Annotated in this window: 14 protein-coding genes and 1 tRNA gene; 9 read left to right on the plus strand and 6 right to left on the minus strand. The window is 40.8% G+C overall.

Annotated features, from left to right (window positions below; translation table 11 throughout):
- Nucleotides 1–144 precede the first annotated feature (144 nt).
- The 4 genes from QL986_RS05050 to QL986_RS05065 all read left to right on the plus strand — a co-directional run bounded on the left by QL986_RS05050 (nucleotide 145) and on the right by QL986_RS05065 (nucleotide 3,812).
- Nucleotides 145–699, plus strand: a complete 555-nt coding sequence (locus tag QL986_RS05050; protein ID WP_290191281.1) for an elongation factor P hydroxylase — start codon at nucleotides 145–147, stop codon at nucleotides 697–699.
- Nucleotides 689–1,831: an ATP-NAD kinase family protein gene (locus QL986_RS05055; protein ID WP_024602795.1), complete on the plus strand. Its 1,143-nt coding sequence runs from the start codon at nucleotides 689–691 to the stop codon at nucleotides 1,829–1,831. Before QL986_RS05050 ends, QL986_RS05055 begins: the two co-directional genes overlap by 11 nt.
- Before the next feature lie 3 nt (nucleotides 1,832–1,834).
- Entirely contained in the window at nucleotides 1,835–2,110 is a 276-nt protein-coding gene (locus QL986_RS05060; protein ID WP_024602794.1) for a YfcL family protein, read from the plus strand.
- Between the two features lie 142 nt (nucleotides 2,111–2,252).
- Nucleotides 2,253–3,812 carry an AbgT family transporter gene (locus QL986_RS05065; protein ID WP_024602793.1) on the plus strand — a complete coding sequence of 520 codons (1,560 nt, stop codon included), beginning with the start codon at nucleotides 2,253–2,255 and terminating at the stop codon, nucleotides 3,810–3,812.
- 1,041 nt (nucleotides 3,813–4,853) lie between these two features.
- Here the strand turns inward: QL986_RS05065 and QL986_RS05070 are convergent.
- Entirely contained in the window at nucleotides 4,854–6,686 is a 1,833-nt protein-coding gene (locus QL986_RS05070; protein WP_290191282.1) for a DEAD/DEAH box helicase, read from the minus strand.
- Nucleotides 6,687–6,846: 160 nt separating this feature from the next.
- Nucleotides 6,847–7,110, minus strand: a complete 264-nt coding sequence (locus tag QL986_RS05075; protein WP_008114535.1) for a GrxA family glutaredoxin — start codon at nucleotides 7,108–7,110, stop codon at nucleotides 6,847–6,849.
- A 289-nt stretch (nucleotides 7,111–7,399) separates the two neighbouring features.
- Here QL986_RS05075 and QL986_RS05080 point away from each other — a divergent pair, with 289 nt between their 5' ends.
- A complete protein-coding gene (locus tag QL986_RS05080; RefSeq protein WP_016899448.1) occupies nucleotides 7,400–7,846 on the plus strand; it encodes an Hsp20 family protein in 447 nt (148 codons plus the stop codon).
- A gap of 59 nt (nucleotides 7,847–7,905) precedes the next feature.
- On the opposite strand, the gene QL986_RS05085 is transcribed toward QL986_RS05080, so the two are convergent.
- The 4 genes from QL986_RS05085 to QL986_RS05100 all read right to left on the minus strand — a co-directional run bounded on the left by QL986_RS05085 (nucleotide 7,906) and on the right by QL986_RS05100 (nucleotide 12,331).
- Nucleotides 7,906–8,418 carry a hypothetical protein gene (locus tag QL986_RS05085; protein WP_290191283.1) on the minus strand — a complete coding sequence of 171 codons (513 nt, stop codon included), beginning with the start codon at nucleotides 8,416–8,418 and terminating at the stop codon, nucleotides 7,906–7,908.
- Complete coding sequence (locus tag QL986_RS05090) at nucleotides 8,415–9,605, minus strand: peptidylprolyl isomerase (protein ID WP_290191284.1); 1,191 nt, start codon at nucleotides 9,603–9,605, stop codon at nucleotides 8,415–8,417. Before QL986_RS05090 ends, QL986_RS05085 begins: the two co-directional genes overlap by 4 nt.
- Nucleotides 9,605–10,618, minus strand: coding sequence for a phospholipase (locus QL986_RS05095; RefSeq protein ID WP_290191285.1), 1,014 nt, complete (start codon nucleotides 10,616–10,618; stop codon nucleotides 9,605–9,607). Before QL986_RS05095 ends, QL986_RS05090 begins: the two co-directional genes overlap by 1 nt.
- Nucleotides 10,619–10,777: 159 nt before the next feature.
- A complete protein-coding gene (locus QL986_RS05100) occupies nucleotides 10,778–12,331 on the minus strand; it encodes a cryptochrome/photolyase family protein (RefSeq protein ID WP_290191286.1) in 1,554 nt (517 codons plus the stop codon).
- A 224-nt stretch (nucleotides 12,332–12,555) separates the two neighbouring features.
- Between QL986_RS05100 and QL986_RS05105 the strand changes: the two genes are divergently transcribed.
- The 4 genes from QL986_RS05105 to infB all read left to right on the plus strand — a co-directional run bounded on the left by QL986_RS05105 (nucleotide 12,556) and on the right by infB (nucleotide 17,588).
- Nucleotides 12,556–12,632, plus strand: a tRNA-Met gene (locus QL986_RS05105).
- 279 nt (nucleotides 12,633–12,911) lie between these two features.
- Nucleotides 12,912–13,367, plus strand: coding sequence for a ribosome maturation factor RimP (gene rimP, locus QL986_RS05110; RefSeq protein WP_008114543.1), 456 nt, complete (start codon nucleotides 12,912–12,914; stop codon nucleotides 13,365–13,367).
- Between the two features lie 38 nt (nucleotides 13,368–13,405).
- Nucleotides 13,406–14,905: a transcription termination factor NusA gene (gene nusA / locus QL986_RS05115; RefSeq protein WP_013464535.1), complete on the plus strand. Its 1,500-nt coding sequence runs from the start codon at nucleotides 13,406–13,408 to the stop codon at nucleotides 14,903–14,905.
- Nucleotides 14,906–14,930: 25 nt separating this feature from the next.
- Nucleotides 14,931–17,588 carry a translation initiation factor IF-2 gene (gene infB / locus QL986_RS05120; protein WP_013464536.1) on the plus strand — a complete coding sequence of 886 codons (2,658 nt, stop codon included), beginning with the start codon at nucleotides 14,931–14,933 and terminating at the stop codon, nucleotides 17,586–17,588.
- Nucleotides 17,589–17,710 lie beyond the last annotated feature (122 nt).

The raw sequence follows: 17,710 nt of genomic DNA on the forward strand, positions 1-17,710 counted from the left end.
GAGATTTATGTGAACATCGCTTTAAATTGCTAGCTTTTTACTTTGTGCAGAAAAGTACGTACAATTCGCCTCGTTTTTAGTGCGCTTTATATTAGTTTTATATGGCTGTAAAGCATCGGGTTCAAACGAGTATACGAAATATTTATGCATCAAATAGCGGATTTAATTTCTATTTTCGAACACACTTTTTTCCAAAGCTATAATACGCGTTTGGTAAAAGGTGAGCACGAGCCTATCTACATTCCCGCAAATGATACAACGCCTTATCATCAAATTGTATTTGCCCATGGTTTTTACGCCAGTGCGCTGCACGAAATAGCCCATTGGTTAGTGGCAGGTTCTCAGCGCCGCTTAGTTGAAGATTATGGTTATTGGTATTGCCCCGACGGGCGCGATGCTTCACAGCAAGCAGAGTTTGAATCTGTAGAGGTAAAACCCCAAGCAATAGAGTGGGCGCTCAGTGTGGCCGCGGGATTTGATTTTAACGTATCGGTAGATAATTTAAATGGTGAACAAACCTGTCGATTTGCGTTTCAATCGCGTGTACATGCAAAGTTATTACAGCTGCTGCAAGACGAATTTAACCCACGTACTACAAGGTTACTAAAAACACTGTGTAAATTTTATAACACAACGTGGCCTTTAAATGCTGCGCAGTTTTCATGGCATTCTCCCGAGGAGCTAAAAGATGCAGTTTAAGTTAGGACTGATTGTAAACCCGGTTGCAGGATTGGGCGGTAGCGTGGCGTTAAAAGGCAGTGACGGCGAAGACACCGCCGCTAAAGCCATTGCATTAGGCGCTGAGCCTAAATCAAATAGCCGCACTAAAGCTGCACTTGAAGTGCTTGTACCTCATCAGTCAAATATTACTATTTATACTGTTAATAATGAAATGGGGGAGCAAACAGCAAAAGCGTTGGGCTTTAATACGCAAGTGGTTTATCAAAGTAACTCACCCACAACCAGTGACGATACCGAAGCGGCAGCTCGTTTATTACAGCAACAAGGTGTAGATTTAATCTTATTTGCTGGTGGTGATGGCACTGCACGTAATATTTGCCATGCGGTAGAAGACTCTGTACCTGTGTTGGGCATTCCTGCAGGGTGTAAAATTCACTCTGGAGTATATGCCATAACGCCAAAAGCCGCAGGCCGTGTAGTTGAAATGCTGGTAAAAGGTGAGCTGGTAACATTAAGCGATGCCGATGTCATGGACATTGATGAAGTGGCTTTTCGCCAAGGAACAGTAAAAGCAAAACGTTATGGCGAAATGCAAGTACCCAGTGAAGTGCGCTATGTACAAGCGGTTAAAAATGGCGGTAAAGAAACCGATGAATTGGTACTTGCTGATATTGCCGCTTATGTGGTCAGTGAAATGGATGCCGATACCCTCTATGTAATGGGCAGTGGCTCTACCGTTGGCGCGGTGATGGAAGAAATGGGGCTTGAGAATACGCTGCTCGGTGTTGATTTAGTTGAAGATCAAGCTTTAGTAGGCCAAGACTTAACAGCTCAACAATTACTTGAACTTACGACAGGGCGTGAGACAAAATTAGTGATCACTCTAATTGGCGGTCAAGGGCATATTTTTGGTCGAGGTAATCAACAACTCAGTCCTGCGTTAATTAAAGCGATAGGCCGCGATAATATTATTGTTGTGGCTACTAAAACAAAATTACAGGCTTTAAATGGCCGACCGCTAATTTGTGATACCGGCGATAGCGAGTTAGATGATGAATTAAGCGGTTATATCCGTGTAACCAGTGGGTTTAACGACCATATTATGTATGCAGTAGGTCATCAAGATGGGCTGCACCTTGAGGAGAAGTAACACATGAGTTTAGTAAATTACATAGATGCTGCGCAGCAATATTTTGATGACTTAGTGATTAAAGCCACTGATGATGAGCTATTTGCCGGCGGTTATTTACGTGGTCACTTTGATTTAGCGGTAGGGTATGCCCAAGTTGAGGAGCTAAATTTAGAAATTACTGAGCTAAACGACACCGTTGAAAAAAGCCTAGTAAAAGCCTATCGCAATGGCGAACTTAATGAAGACGATAAAGCACTCGTAGTAAGAATATGGGATGAAGTAAAAGCACTCGCATAAGCTTTTTTATTCATTTATAACTGCGCGGCCACTGAGCCGCGTTTTTTTGTGCCTAAAAAAGAACTTGTTTATTCAGTTAAAATTTACCTCATTCCTTAGATACGCTAAAGTAGCACAGTCTAAATTCTAGGGAACAAGTGAAATGAATAACAATAATGATGCGACAATGCCAACGGGCATAGTTGCGCGATTTTTAAATTTTGTTGAGCGGGTAGGTAATAAGCTGCCTGATCCAGCAATTATCTTTTTGTTTGCCATGTTATTAATCTGGTTTTTGTCTTGGTGGTTTTCAAGCGTCACATTTGATGCAATAGACCCTCGTACTGGCGAAGCCATTATCATTAATAACATGCTTGCCAGCGATTCGTTGGCCACTTTTTTATCTTCTATGGTAAAAACATTCACCGGTTTTGCACCACTGGGTGTAGTGCTGGTTGCAATGCTAGGTGTGGGCGTTGCAGAGCATTCGGGCTTTATTAATACCGGCCTTAAATTAATGCTCAAAGTAACGCCTAGAAAATTACTAACACCCTCAATTATTTTAGTGGCTATTGTGAGCCATACGGCTACCGATGCAGGGTATGTGCTGGTTATTCCACTTGCTGGGGTAATATTTTTTGCAGCAGGTCGTCATCCCCTTGCCGGTATTGCAGCGGCATTTGCCGGGGTAAGTGGTGGCTTTGGGGCTAACTTTATTCCATCTGGAATTGACCCATTACTGCAAAGCTTTACGCAAAGTGCAGCACAAATTATTAATCCAACAATGAGCATTAACCCGCTTAATAACTGGGGCTTTGCTTCAGCATCAAGTTTATTTATTGTGATGCTAGGTTGGTATATCACTGATAAAATTATTGAACCACGTTTAAAAAATTCACCCGTTGATGGCGAAACTCAAGACCTACCAGCATTTGAAGATGCGCGCAGTGACGAAAAGCGCGCCTTTTTTATTGCTAGTTCCGTAATGATTGCAGGTATTGCGTTATTAGCGTATGTATCTGCACCAGCTGATTCAGCGATGCGCAGCAGCGATGGCTCTTTAACAAACTTTAGCTCACCACTAATGCAATCAATAGTACCGCTGATATTTTTGTTATTTTGGATCCCAGGAGCAGTATATGGTTTTACCGTAGGCACCTTTAAAACCTCTAAAGACATGATAGATGCAATGAGCAAAGCCATGAATGGTATGGCGTATTACATTGTTATGGCATTCTTTTGTTCATTATTCATTGCTGCATTTAGTAAATCAAACCTAGGTGCATTGCTGGCAATTGAAGGGGCTCAAGTATTAAAAGCAATGGAGTTACCGAGCTCTGTAACGGTCGTAGGGATTATTTTCTTAACTGGTTTTGTAAACTTATTTGTTGGTTCAAGTTCGGCTAAGTGGGCACTATTAGGTCCGGTATTTGTGCCTATGCTAATGCAACTCGGTATTTCGCCAGACTTAACGCAAGCGGCGTACCGTGTGGGAGATTCTAGCTCTAATATTATCACCCCGCTCATGCCATACTTCCCACTAGTTGTGGTGTACTGTCAAAAATACGTTAAAGGCACAGGCATAGGTACGCTTATCGCGATGATGCTACCGTATTCAATCGCCTTTATGATTGGCTGGAGTATCTTCTTGCTAGGCTACTGGGCACTAGGTATCCCATTAGGGCTTGATGCCAGCTACGTGTACCCAGCAGTAGCGCCTTAACTTAAATCTTGATTCATAAACCTCACTCACTCGAGTGAGGTTTATATAAAAGTGCTGTAATATTCAAAGTAAGTCTAAGTTACCTTTCTAAATCTCTCACTATATAGCCAAACAAACTGGCCTCACCAAGAATATAAACATAATCGTTTTTGTTATTGATTATTGTAGACTTATCTTCGTACCATCTAAAATCATGAGTTTCGTTTGTTTTAGGATCTTTAAAATATAAACGAGTACAACTATCTTCATAATCAGAACCACACTTTTGTACATCAGTTAGGATATATTCATTATACCAATAGTCGCCTTGCGTGTAGTAAGCCCATAATTTAATGGGGGCAGAGAATAAAAAATAGAGACTTGCATAGATTAACAAAGGGATTAATGGGTACGCGAATATTAATGATAATTTCGTTTTTGTATCTGAAAAACTATATTTAAGATGCTCCCTGTATTTACTGCAGCGTCTATATTTATTGAATACAAGTATATTTAAATAGATGAATGATGCGCCACAAATAATAGGGAATGCTATAAAGAAAATAACGTCGTATATTTCATTTGTGATAAATGGTGGATCTGTAAAGTCCATTAAGATAGGAATAATGATACATAATAAAATAGGGAACATTATTGCTACAAAGAGTAAGTTGTCGTAATTTCTTTTCAATTTTTAATTCGTCCATGAATTATAGCCTTTACTTAGTTTACATAAATTTTATTGTTTTAAAAATCAAAGAAAACATGTTTATACACATTAAGTAATCTGAGTTATTGGGTAATAAAGCTATCTCAAGCAGCTTTTTCAACGCTCATTGCGTTGAATTTACTTACAATAGGCTAGTAATTGACGCGTAATTTCGCCTTGTTTTCACTGCAATCTCTGGTTAGAGAAAAAATATATTTTAATTCAATATGTTAGTTAAGTACCTAATACTGGCTTGCGGCTTCAAGTTAGGGAAATTAAGCTGATAGCTGAATTCCAGACACAAAAAAGCCTTGGCACTTTCATGCCAAGGCTTTTTTCTAAAGAGTCGTTGCTTACTTAGCGGTAAAGCTAACTGGGCGACGTTCTTTACGAGGGCCGCTACGCTTATCAGGGCGTTGACCATCTTTATTAAAGCTACGCTTCTTGTCACCAGCAGGGCGTTCAGAACGCTCGCCGCGTGGCTCAGAAGGGCCTTGATCTTGTGTTAATGTCATACCCATTGGGCGTTTACAAATAAACACTTTCTGGAAGTGATCAAGTACATCTTTAGGCATGTTTTGCGGTAATTGTACCGTACTGTGACTGTCGTGAAGACGAATGTCACCAATAAACTTGCTTGAAATGTCTGCTTCGTTAGCAATTGCGCCAACAATGTTCTTGACCTGAACACCATGCTCACGACCTACTTCGATACGGTATGTATCCATAGGGCCTGCATCACGGCTGTTACGCTCGCGTGGTTTACGCTCAGGGCGTTCACCACCGCGTTCAGGGCGTTCGTTACGACGACCACGGTCATTGCTACGAGGATTACGATCATTACGTTCGTTACGCTCACGCGGTTGAATCTTAACTTCTTCAACTTTAATTGGTGATTGTTGCTGTGCTAAACACAGTAACGCACCCGCTAAGTCTTCAGGAGCAAGCTCAAGTTTTTGTGCCATGTTAGCAGCCACTTCATTGAAGAAAGTAATATCTTTGTTTTCAAGAGCAAGCGTAAGCTTTTCTTGTAAGGCATTGATACGTTTTTCTTCAACAACTTTAGCTGTAGGTAATTCAACTTGTGCGATTTCAGATTTAGTATGACGAATGATATTTTTAAGTAAATAACGCTCGTTATGCTTAACGAAAAGAATCGCTTTACCAGTACGACCAGCACGACCTGTACGGCCGATACGGTGAACGTAGGCTTCAGAGTCTTGTGGAATGTCGTAGTTGATAACTAAGCTTAAACGGTCTACATCAAGACCACGTGCCGCTACGTCTGTTGCAATAACAACGTTTAGCATGCCGCTTTTTAAACGATCAACCGTGCGCTCACGCGCTTGCTGGTTCATGTCACCGTTAAGTGGCGCTGCAGAGAAACCTTCGCGCTCTAATAACTCAGCAAGTTGCACTGTGTCGTTACGCGTACGTACGAAAACAATAGCACCTTCATATTGTTCAGCTTCTAAGAAACGAACAATCGCTTTATTTTTATGAACATGGGCATTCCAAAACACTTGCTCAACTGATGATACAGTCGAGTTGCGCGCAGAAATATGAACCTGTTCAGGGTTATTCATATATTTGCTGCTGATGTTTTGAATTTGCTTAGGCATAGTCGCAGAGAAAAGACATGTTTGCTTTTCACGCGGTGTTTTTTCCATGATGCTTTCTACATCATCGATAAAGCCCATACGTAGCATTTCATCGGCTTCATCAAGTACAAGGGCTTGTAAAGCATCAAACTTGATAGTGCCACGGTTTATGTGATCGATTAAGCGACCTGGTGTAGCAACGATAATCTGTGCGCCACGACGAAGTGCGCTCAGCTGGATGCTGTAGCTCTGGCCACCATAAAGTGCCAATACTTCAACACCACGAGTGTGTTTTGCATATTGTTCAAATGCCTCAGCTACTTGGATCGCAAGCTCACGGGTAGGTGTGAGTACAAGGATCTGTGGCTGTTTCACAGACGGGTCAATATTATTTAGTAATGGCAGTGCAAATGCTGCTGTTTTACCTGTACCCGTTTGTGCTAGTCCCAGTACGTCCTTTCTTTCTAGCAATAACGGTATACATTGAGCTTGGATTTCAGATGGTGTCTTGTAACCCAACTCTTCAACTGCCTTTAAAATTGCAGGAGAAAGATTTAGAGATTCAAACGTGACTGGTTCTGACATTAATACGCCTCAACGAATTTAAAGAGGCGCGCATTGTATAGGAAATGCGAGGCAAATGCTTGTATAAATTACAACTAATTTATATGTGTTTGATGTTGGTCGAAATTTAACCAGCTTCAATTGTGCGTTAATTGAGCTGGTTAACACTCTGTCTACAAAATTACTGGTAAAGGCCTAGGTTTTCTTTAGCATAAGCTTCAAATTCAGTGAATCCACCAATATGAGTTTGGTCTACAAAAATCTGCGGTACGGTTGGGCATGGTTTGCCTGCAGACTTCTCTAAATCTTCCTTACTGATACCTTCTTTGATGATGTCGATGTAGCGGTATTTAAAATCATCGCGATCATTAGCAAGTTGCTCTGCAACATCTTTAGCGCGAACACAAAAAGGGCAGCCTTCACGGCCAAAAATTACTGTTAACATAACGCTCTCCTCAAATTAGTTAACCCTAGTGTAACTAATTTCATTTTTTATTACAGTGCAAAAAAACGATTATTGCGTTCGCTTTTTTTAGGGCCTGTAAAAAAATAAAAATATTTTATAAAAAAATCTTGAAATAAAATTGCCCGCCCATAAATAGTTATCTGAGGACGCCTGATGGGTCTTCAGTAAATCAGAACTATTTGAAAATTATATTATTAATTAACTTTTGCCGTTACTTGTTCAAACGAAAAGTAGCAGCAATATATCGCTTAAATATGAGGATATTATTATGCGTACAGTAGATTTATCACCCCTATACCGTTCATTCATTGGTTTCGATCATTTAGCATCATTAATGGATGCCGCTGCACGAACTGATAAGCAGCCAAGTTTTCCTCCTTATAACATCGAAGCGCTTGATAAAGACAAGTACCGTATCACTATGGCAGTCGCTGGATTTAGTGAAGACGAGTTAAGCTTGCAATCTGAAAACAACACTTTGGTTGTATCAGGCACTAAAGCAGGTAAAGAGCAAAATGATGAGCGCAAATTTATTCATCAAGGGATTGCCGAGCGTAACTTTGAGCGTAAGTTCCAGTTAGGCGACCACGTTAAAGTACTTGGTGCAGACTTAGCCAATGGCTTACTAAGCATCGACCTTGAACGTGAGATCCCAGAAGCCCTTAAGCCACGTAAAATCGAGATTGGCTCAGGCAATATGCTAGAAAGCAAATAGTTAAGCTAGCACACGTATTTTCCCTGTGAAAAGCCGCCATTTGGCGGCTTTTTGCGTTGTTAGTCTTTTAAGTTTATTTGCATTTGTTTTAAAGCGTTAATTTTATCTATCGCAACTTGCAGTTCTTCTTGTGAAAGCTTTTTTTGTCGGCCTTTAGCCAGTAATTCTTCAAGTTTTAATATTTTGGCTTGTGCAGCAATAATAAAACGTTGCTCTAGCTGTCTTTGCTGTTCCAGGTGGAAATCTTGATATGCCTGGTGATTATTTAAATCACCGCTGTACTGAGCAACTGGCTGAGTATTTTTTACTATGTTGGGTAAATAGGCAGGAGAGGTTATTGGTGGCAAAGGCTGAGGGCTCGTATTGTTAGTTGTAACCGTGTTTAATTGCGTGCTTTTCAGCTCTTGGGTCATGTCAGCAGTAGTCAGCTCAAGTGACGTTATTTGCTTAACACTTTTAGCTTGGTTAAGGGAATCAATATTCTTTATCGTTGGTTTACTAGTATATTGAGTAAAAAGTGCGTACATACCAACACAAGCTACAACAACAGAAACGAAAACTTTTTTGCTCATAAAATTACTCCTGTCTTATTTTGCCACTTGAGCCAAGTATCCTCATACTGTTGTACCGCTTTTTGTTTTGCGATGGCCTTTGTTGCTTGGTATCGAACGGTTTCATCTTCTGGCGAAAAGTACTCAAACTGATGCTCATAACTGTGTATCACCACCCATTCACCACTGGGTGTACGTATAATAGGAGAAATAGTGTTTTCTTTAGTTGTGAACGCAAGTTGTACAACCCAGCTACTTTTGTTTTTACGGTTTAATTCACTGTTGTATTGAGCATATATATCTTGTTTTCCTGATATTACTAATGCTTGTTTTAGCGTTTTGTTACCGGCCAACGTGCGAAAACTTACAGCATTGGCTCGATGAGCAAATTGAGCTCCATGGGCTTTTACGTGGCTTAAAAATTTAAACTGCGATTTATTGGCTTGATAAAACGCTTTAATTTCGTTTTTATTTACTTGTTTCTCTAGTTTTTCAAGAACGGGGCTTTGCATATGCATCATTGTATTTATGCCTAGCCAGCTTTGAATGGAGGGGCGCAGAATATCTCCTTTAGCTATTTCATACAGATGTTCAATATCAATATTCTGTTTTGCCAAAATCGGTTTGGCTTTTGAAAACGCTATATTGAATTGCCGTTTTTTTATTAATTCACTTTTGAAAAGTTCACTATCTCCTTTGTGGAGTTTAAAGCGTACCTGCATTGATAGTGAATCGACAAATTCATATAAATTAATAGCGTTATACAAAAGAGGGGTTAAATCAAACTGCTGCATTTTTTTGATGGCGCTTTGCACATACTGGCCATTTTTAGGGTAGGGCCCTAATGTGTGTTTAAGCCATTGGTTATCATAAGTTTTAAGCTTTATCGGGCTTGACTGTGCGCTTATAGCTAATTGTGAATCGAACAGATTTTTTAAGTAACGTTCAACATGGTATTGAGTACTAAAACCAACGGCAGATTGTCGTTTTATTATCGCAGGGGTTTTTAGCGCAGCTTGTTGTAATAAAAACTGATTCTCATACAGACGAGTTCTAACTTCATTGATTGTAATATCAGGGTTGTGCTTTAAATAAGCACGATGCATAAAGTTAATTTCATCACTGCTGTATTGTGTAAAGGATGCCATTACTAGGGAGTGGTAAAACACACCTAGTAATGTAATCACTAAAATAGCCATTTTTTTCATTAGCGAGCAACCATGGCGTGGTTTAATAAGTGCACCACCATTGCTATTGCATGGGGCACGACCTGCTTAGCTATATTAAGGCGATCAAAATGATCTTCTGAGTTGAGTACAATCCCACCTTGTGCATAAGAAAATGAACCGCCTTGAGTTAATAATGGGCGAACATCTTGGCTATTTTTATCTAAAGGCGAGAACGTTTGCATTGCTTGAGTAACGAGTGATAAATCGTTGAGCTGCTCTTGGTCATAGTAATCGTTTACCCAACTTTCCCAACTAGAATGATTTAGATCTGATGTGGTCCACGTGTGGTGAGGCTGTAATAAATCAGTAGTATGGAACACAAACCCTAATACTTGCGGATTGCCGCTCTGTAAGTAACTTTGATACCAATATTGCCCTAAATTATCGATAGGTTGAAATGGCATTTCTTCAAAGTCATCGTACATAGAATAGGTTGAGTTGCTATCGATTCTGTAGTGAGATTCTGTTACACCATAACTGTTATATTTTGAAGAGTCGGCATTGAACCAACCTGTTTCTCCCCCTTTACCATCATCAAGATAGTCACCTTTAAGCCAAGCAGATGCAAGATTATCAATAGTGCCCCAAACGGTGAGCTTTTCATAATTATAACCACCAAAATCGTTTCCATGTTGGTCTGCACCTTGGGTATGATTTTGAAAATGCCAATAGCTTGTATATTTAACTATACTTTGCGCTGCTCCCCATACTGGCGCTTGAACACATGAACCTGTAATAGCACCACAGAAAAAAGTGTCTTCAAAGTCATCTACATCATAAGCAGCTTGTCCAAGCAGCTCGGCTAATTCAGAGATTGTCAGATTGTTTTGTTCGGCGTACTGACGAAGGGCTGCATATTCAGTACTCGTTGGGTGCTGCTGCATATAATTTACGGCATCAAGAACAATACGTTTGTGAGTTTCTTGACTAAAAGCTTGAGCTTGGCTTGTACCGAGCAATAAAAGTGTCGCTGCCATTAATTGTTTTTTCATTTTATTCTCATCATAGTCTGGAGTAAGAGGTGCTATTAAAAAATAAGCTCATTACACTGACATGACAAATAAATTAAACATTTAATTAACAATATTACCTATTTTGGTACTTTAATATTAACTATCAAGAATGCTGCCGTCAATTGACGGCATTTATATTTAAAGCTTTTCAATATTATTTAAATAGTTGTTAGCTTGCTCTAAGGTTTCTTGGCGCAATGATTCATCTTGTTTATCCCAATTGCGATAAACCATGCCTATCCGTGGATTTTTTTCAAGCCGCTCTCGGTGTGTTTGCATAAATTGCCAATAGAGGCTATTTAACGGGCAAGCGTCTTTTCCTACTTTTTCTTTCACCTTATATTGGCAGCTTTTACAGTAGTCGCTCATTTTATTTATATAGTTGCCGCTAGCCGCATAAGGCTTGGTAGCAATGATGCCATCGTCAGCAAATTGGCTCATCCCTCGTGCGTTAGGCATTTCTACCCATTCAATAGCATCGATATAAACACCCAAATACCATTCATCCACTTCATCAGGGTTAATAGCGGTTAGTAAACAAAAATTACCTATTACCATTAAACGTTGAATATGATGGGCATACGCGCTGTCTAAGCTTTGTGTTAATGAGTGGCTTAAGCAGTTCATTTTTGTTTTACCATTCCAAAAATAACGTGGCAGTGCACGGGTTGCATTAAGCTGGTTTTTGTTAGCGTAATCGGGCATGTTTTTCCAATACACGCCACGCACATATTCGCGCCAACCCAGTACTTGACGAATAAAGCCTTCAATCTGAGAAATAGATATTTCATCTTGGCGTTGTTGGTATTCTTTGACCACACGGTCGATAACATAGCGAGGGTGTAAAATTTTGGCATTTAACGCAAATGATAACCGGCTGTGATAAAAGGTATCTTTATCAGGGCATTGATCTGTCATCGCATCTTGAAATTGACCAAAGCGGGGGAGTAAATGTGCACAAAAGTGATCAAGTGCGCTTATTGCTTGTTTACGGGTCGTTGGCCAGCTTAATTGGGTTTCTATTTGCCCAAAGTATTTTATTTTATGTTTATCTAAACGCTCAATGATGGTGCTAACATCATTTTTAAATAATTTGGGTTTGGGGATATCGGCTAAATCGCTTTTTGAAAACTTATTACGGTTATTCGCATCAAAATTCCATTGACCGCCATGAGGTTTGTCATCGTCCATTAAAATATCAAACTGCTTTCGCATTGCCCGATAAAAATGCTCCATAGTGACGTGTTTATCTTTTTTAAAGCGTTTGTCTATATCGTTAAATGCTAATAAAAAATGCTCGCTGTCACAGGCAGTCACAGCTAATTCGCTGTTAGTGGCAAAGTCGTGCAGTTGTGTTTTTAAACGGTACTCATCTGGGTATTGATATTCAATTGAGGTGCATTTATGCTGCTTAGCTAATCGAGTTAAAAGAGCGGGTAGGTCATCATCGTCTTTGGTGTCATCTAACGTTAAATGCAACACGTTAAAGCCAGCATCTTTTAAGGCGTTAGCGAAGTTTTCCATGGCTTTAAAAAAGGCTGATATTTTTTGCACGTGATGTTTTACGTACTGCGCTTCTTGCATGAGCTCGGCAATAACAAACACCGTGTCATCGGATTTATCTTTAAACCAAGAATGAGCGGGGTTTAGCTGGTCACCTAAAATTAGTTTTAAGGTTTTGAATTTTTTCATAATGAGCCAAAATTATTTTTATACGCTGTATTTTAAAAAGCGATCGATTTCTACATGTCGTTTTAATCATAGAGCAAAGCAATAAACAGCATTGCTTTTTTTATCAACTTATTACTTATTGTGGTTGCTAATTTAGGTGTACATCTTTATAATAGCGGCCATTGTTTAGTAGGTTATAAAATTTACTAACAGCGATATTAAGTTATTAACTTTTTATCTATTGGCGCGGGATGGAGCAGTCTGGTAGCTCGTCGGGCTCATAACCCGAAGGTCGTTGGTTCAAATCCGGCTCCCGCAACCAATCTTAATAGTAGGTTTATACTTACTACTTTATATCGCGCATTCTAAGTAATGCGCGTTTTGCGTTTAAGCTAATGAAGTTTAATTTGGTCAGGGTACTGACTCGCAACCAAGCTTGGCCCTAGGCCACACAGTTTTGCGTTTTTTGGTGTGACGCCCCGCTTGGTTCGGGGCGTTGTTGTATCTGCACCGTTTGATTTAATGTTTATCGATTAAATCAAAATTTAAACTCAGTATTTTAGGGCTATAAGCCCTTTTTTTGTTTGTATGGAGGATTTTCGTGACAAAACTTGAACAAGATTTAGTAACCATGTTAACGCCTGCGGTAGAAATGTTAGGCTTTGAATTACATGGGCTTGAGTTTGTACAAGCGGGTCGCCATTCTACCTTAAGAGTATACATTGCTCATGAGGATGGGATTTCAGTTGACAACTGCGCCGATGCAAGTCGTCAAATTAGTGCGATTTTAGACGTCGAAGACCCAATTACAAACGAATACGATTTGGAAGTGTCGTCTCCTGGTGTTGATCGTCCATTATTCAAACAAGATCACTACGAGCAGGCGCAAGGAGAGGAAGTACGCGTGCGTACTAAGCTTCCACAAGATGGTCGCCGTAATTTTAAAGGCGACTTAATAGCAGTTAGCAGCGATATGATCACACTATCTAGCGATGGTGCGGAGCATTTAATCATGCTTAGTAACATTGAACGTGCGAACATAATCGCAAAGTTTTAATTCGAGTGCGAAGGAATAGGGCAAGCGAGGCATTACCCATGGCAAAAGAAATATTATTGGTTGCTGAAGCCGTTTCCAATGAGAAAGCGGTTCCAAAAGAAAAGATTTTTGAAGCTCTAGAGTTCGCATTAGCGACAGCGACAAAGAAAAAGCATGATGGTGAAATTGATGTACGTGTTGCAATTGACCGTAAAACCGGCGATTACGATACCTTCCGTCGCTGGCAAATAGCTGAAGTTTTAGAAGATGGTTCTTTAGAGAATCCATACAGCGAAATCACGTTAGAAGCTGCTCAAGTTGAAGAACCTGACTTGAAAATGGGCGACTACGTAGAAGAGCAGATTGAATCAATTAAATTTGACCGCATAACAACACAGATGGCTAAGCAAGTGATCGTACAAAAAGTACGTGAAGCAGAGCGCGCCTTAGTCGTTGAAGCATATAAAGATCAAGAAGGCGAGCTGGTAACGGGTGTTGTTAAAAAAGCAACCCGTGATGCAATCGTACTTGATTTAGGTAACAACGCAGAAGCGGTTATTTATCGTGACGACATGCTGCCACGTGAAAACTTCCGCCCGGGTGATCGTATCCGCGGTCTTTTATATGAAGTGAAGCCTGAAGCACGCGGTGCACAATTATTTGTAACCCGTTCTAAACCAGAAATGCTGATGGAATTATTCCGCATTGAGGTGCCAGAAATTGGCGAAGAAATGATTGAATTACGCGCTGCAGCACGTGATCCAGGTTCACGCGCTAAAATCGCGGTAAAATCTAACGATAAGCGTATTGACCCTGTTGGTGCGTGTGTTGGTATGCGTGGCGCACGTGTTCAAGCGGTATCGTCAGAACTTGGCGGTGAGCGTGTTGATATCGTACTTTACGATGACAACCCAGCACAGTTTGTTATTAACGCAATGGCACCAGCAGAAGTGGCTTCAATCGTAATGGATGAAGATACGCACTCAATGGATATTGCTGTTGAAGCTGATAACTTAGCACAAGCTATTGGTCGTAATGGTCAAAACGTACGTTTAGCAAGCCAGTTAACTGGCTGGGAATTAAACGTAATGACCGTCGATGAAATGCGCGCTAAGAACGAAGCTGAGTCAGATAAGTTAATTAACTTATTTACTGAAAACTTAGATATTGATGACGAATTTGCATCATTACTTATCAACGAAGGTTTCTCAACACTTGAAGAAGTTGCTTATGTTCCGGCTTCAGAGTTTTTAGAAATCGACGGCTTAGATGAAGAAACAGTGGACGTATTACGTTCACGTGCAAAAGATGCATTAACAACGAAAGCCCTTAAAACGGAAGAAAGCTTAGAAGGCGCTGAGCCTGCTGAAGACTTACTTGCGCTTGAAGGCTTAGAGCGTCATTTAGCATTTGTTATGGCAAGTAAGGGTGTAGTAACACTTGAAGACTTAGCTGAGCAAGGCATTGATGAGCTTGTAGATATTACAGAGCTATCTTCAGAGAAAGCGGGCGAGCTAATTATGGCTGCACGTAATATTTGTTGGTTTGCAGACGAGTAATTTATTAACGGAGGTATTAGAGACTATGGCAGAAGTAAATGTTGAAAAACTAGCCGGTGATATAGGTACAACTGTTGATAAATTACTACAGCAGTTTTCACAAGCCGGTATTACTAAACAAGCAGGCGATAATGTAACTGAAGCTGAAAAAGCGACGTTACTTGATCACCTAAGCAAGCAACATGGTGGCACGGGCTCTGAAGGCCCTGCTCGCATGACATTGCAACGTAAGAGCAAAAGCACATTAAGTGTGACGGGCTCTACGGGTAAAGCAAAAGCTGTGCAAGTTGAAGTTCGTAAAACACGCACTTATGTGAAAAAAAGTGCTGTTGAGCAAGAACAAGAACAGCAACGTCTAGCCGCTGAAGAAAAAGCACGTCTTGAAGAGCAGCAAAAAGCTGAACAAGCCGCTGCTGAATTAAAGGCAAAACAAGAGGCAGAACGTAAAGCAAAAGAAGACGCTGATCGTAAAGCCAAAGAAGAAGCTAAACGCAAAGCAGATGCTGAGCGTAAAGCGAAACAACAGCAGATGACCCCTGAGCAAAGTGCTAAGTCTGAGAAAGATCGCATCGAAGCTGAGCGTCTGCAAAAAGAAGCAGAAGAGGCCGCATTGAAGAAAGCTGAAGAAGAAGCGAAACGTCAAGCAGAAGAGGCAAGAAAGCTAGCTGAAGAGAACTCAGCACGCTGGAAGAAAGAAGAAGAAGAACGTAAGAAACGCGAAGAAACCGCGGATCACCACCTTACGACTTCAACGTACGCACGTGAAGCAGAAGATGTAGCTGATGCTCGCGAAGAGCAAGGCTCTCGCCGTGCGAAGAAAAAGAAAAAAGCGCCAGCAAAAGATAAATTTGCAGCGTCTAAAGGTAAAAAAGGTAAGCTAAAAGCGCCAGCGTCATTACAGCACGGTTTCCAAAAACCAACGGCTGATGTTAAAAACGAAGTGCGTATTAGTGAAACAATTACAGTTGCTGAGCTTGCATCACGCATGGCGGTTAAAGGTGCTGAAGTTGTAAAAACTATGATGAAAATGGGTGACATGGTTACTATTAACCAAGTTATTGACCAAGAAACTGCGCAACTTGTAGCAGAAGAAATGGGCCATAAAGTTATCATCGTTAAAGAAAACGAATTAGAGCAAACCGTACTTAATGACCGCCATGAGGATGGTAAGTCAGAGCCACGTGCGCCAGTAGTAACTGTTATGGGTCACGTTGACCACGGTAAAACATCGACGCTTGATTACATTCGTTCAGCTAAAGTTGCATCAGGCGAAGCCGGTGGTATTACACAGCACATTGGTGCATACCACGTTGAAACTAACGGCAACATGATCACTTTCTTAGATACTCCGGGTCACGCCGCATTTACATCAATGCGTGCTCGTGGTGCAAAAGCAACTGATATCGTAATCCTAGTGGTTGCAGCCGATGATGGCGTAATGCCACAAACTAAAGAAGCGGTACAGCATGCTCGCGCAGCTGGCGTTCCTTTAATTATTGCTGTTAACAAAATGGATAAAGAAGGCGCAGATCCAGATCGCGTTAAAAACGAACTAGCTCAGCTAGACGTTATCCCAGAAGAGTGGGGCGGCGATACACAGTACGTGCACATTTCAGCAAAAACTGGTTTAGGTATTGATGACCTGCTAGAAGCTGTATTAATGCAATCTGAGCTTTTAGAGTTAAATGCGCCGACCGAAGGTATGGCTGCAGGTGTTGTTATTGAATCACGTCTTGATAAAGGCCGTGGTCCTGTTGCGTCTATTCTTGTTCAGTCAGGTACGCTTAATCAAGGTGACATTGTATTATGTGGTCTTGAATACGGCCGTGTTCGTGCAATGCGCGATGAAAACGGTAAAGACATTAAGTCTGCCGGTCCTTCTATCCCAGTTGAGATTTTAGGTCTGTCTGGTATTCCAGCTGCCGGTGATGAAGCAACTGTAGTTAAAGATGAGCGTAAAGCACGTGAAGTTGCACTTTACCGTCAAGGTAAATTCCGCGATGTTAAACTAGCGCGTCAACAAAAAGCGAAGCTTGAAAACATGTTTACTAACATGACTGAAGGCGACGTATCTGAAGTTAACGTGGTACTTAAAGCAGACGTTCAAGGTTCAATCGAAGCAATTTCAGACTCACTAACTAAGCTTTCTACTGATGAAGTAAAAGTGAAGATTGTTGGTTCTGGTGTTGGTGGTATCACTGAAACTGATGCAACTCTTGCGGCAGCGTCTAACGCGATTGTGGTTGGCTTTAACGTTCGTGCTGATGCATCAGCGCGTAAAGTGATTGACTCTGAAAACCTAGATCTTCGTTACTACAGCGTAATCTACGCGCTAATCGAAGAAGTTAAGCAAGCCATGTCTGGTATGCTTGCTCCTGAGTTTAAACAAGAGATCATTGGTCTTGCTGAAGTACGTGACGTATTTAAGTCTCCAAAAATTGGTGCAATTGCCGGTTGTATGGTTACTGAAGGTACTATCAAGCGTAGCGCACCAATTCGTGTACTTCGTGATAACGTGGTTATTTACGAAGGCGAGCTTGAGTCATTACGTCGCTTTAAAGATGACGTTGCTGATGTTCGTAACGGCATGGAATGTGGTATCGGCGTTAAGAACTACAATGATGTTCGCGTTGGTGACCAAATCGAAGTATTTGAAACAGTTGAAGTACAACGTACTCTTTAATTGTTATTAGGTGGTGTTGGACATTCAAGGTTGTACCTCGATAGCCCAACATAACCTATGCTAAGATTTTAAATGGGGGCTCAGCCCCCATTTGTGTATCCATTATTTAGTTAGCTTATTAT

Source organism: Pseudoalteromonas sp. APC 3250, from assembly GCF_030407915.1.
Taxonomy (GTDB): Bacteria; Pseudomonadota; Gammaproteobacteria; order Enterobacterales; family Alteromonadaceae; genus Pseudoalteromonas; species Pseudoalteromonas tetraodonis.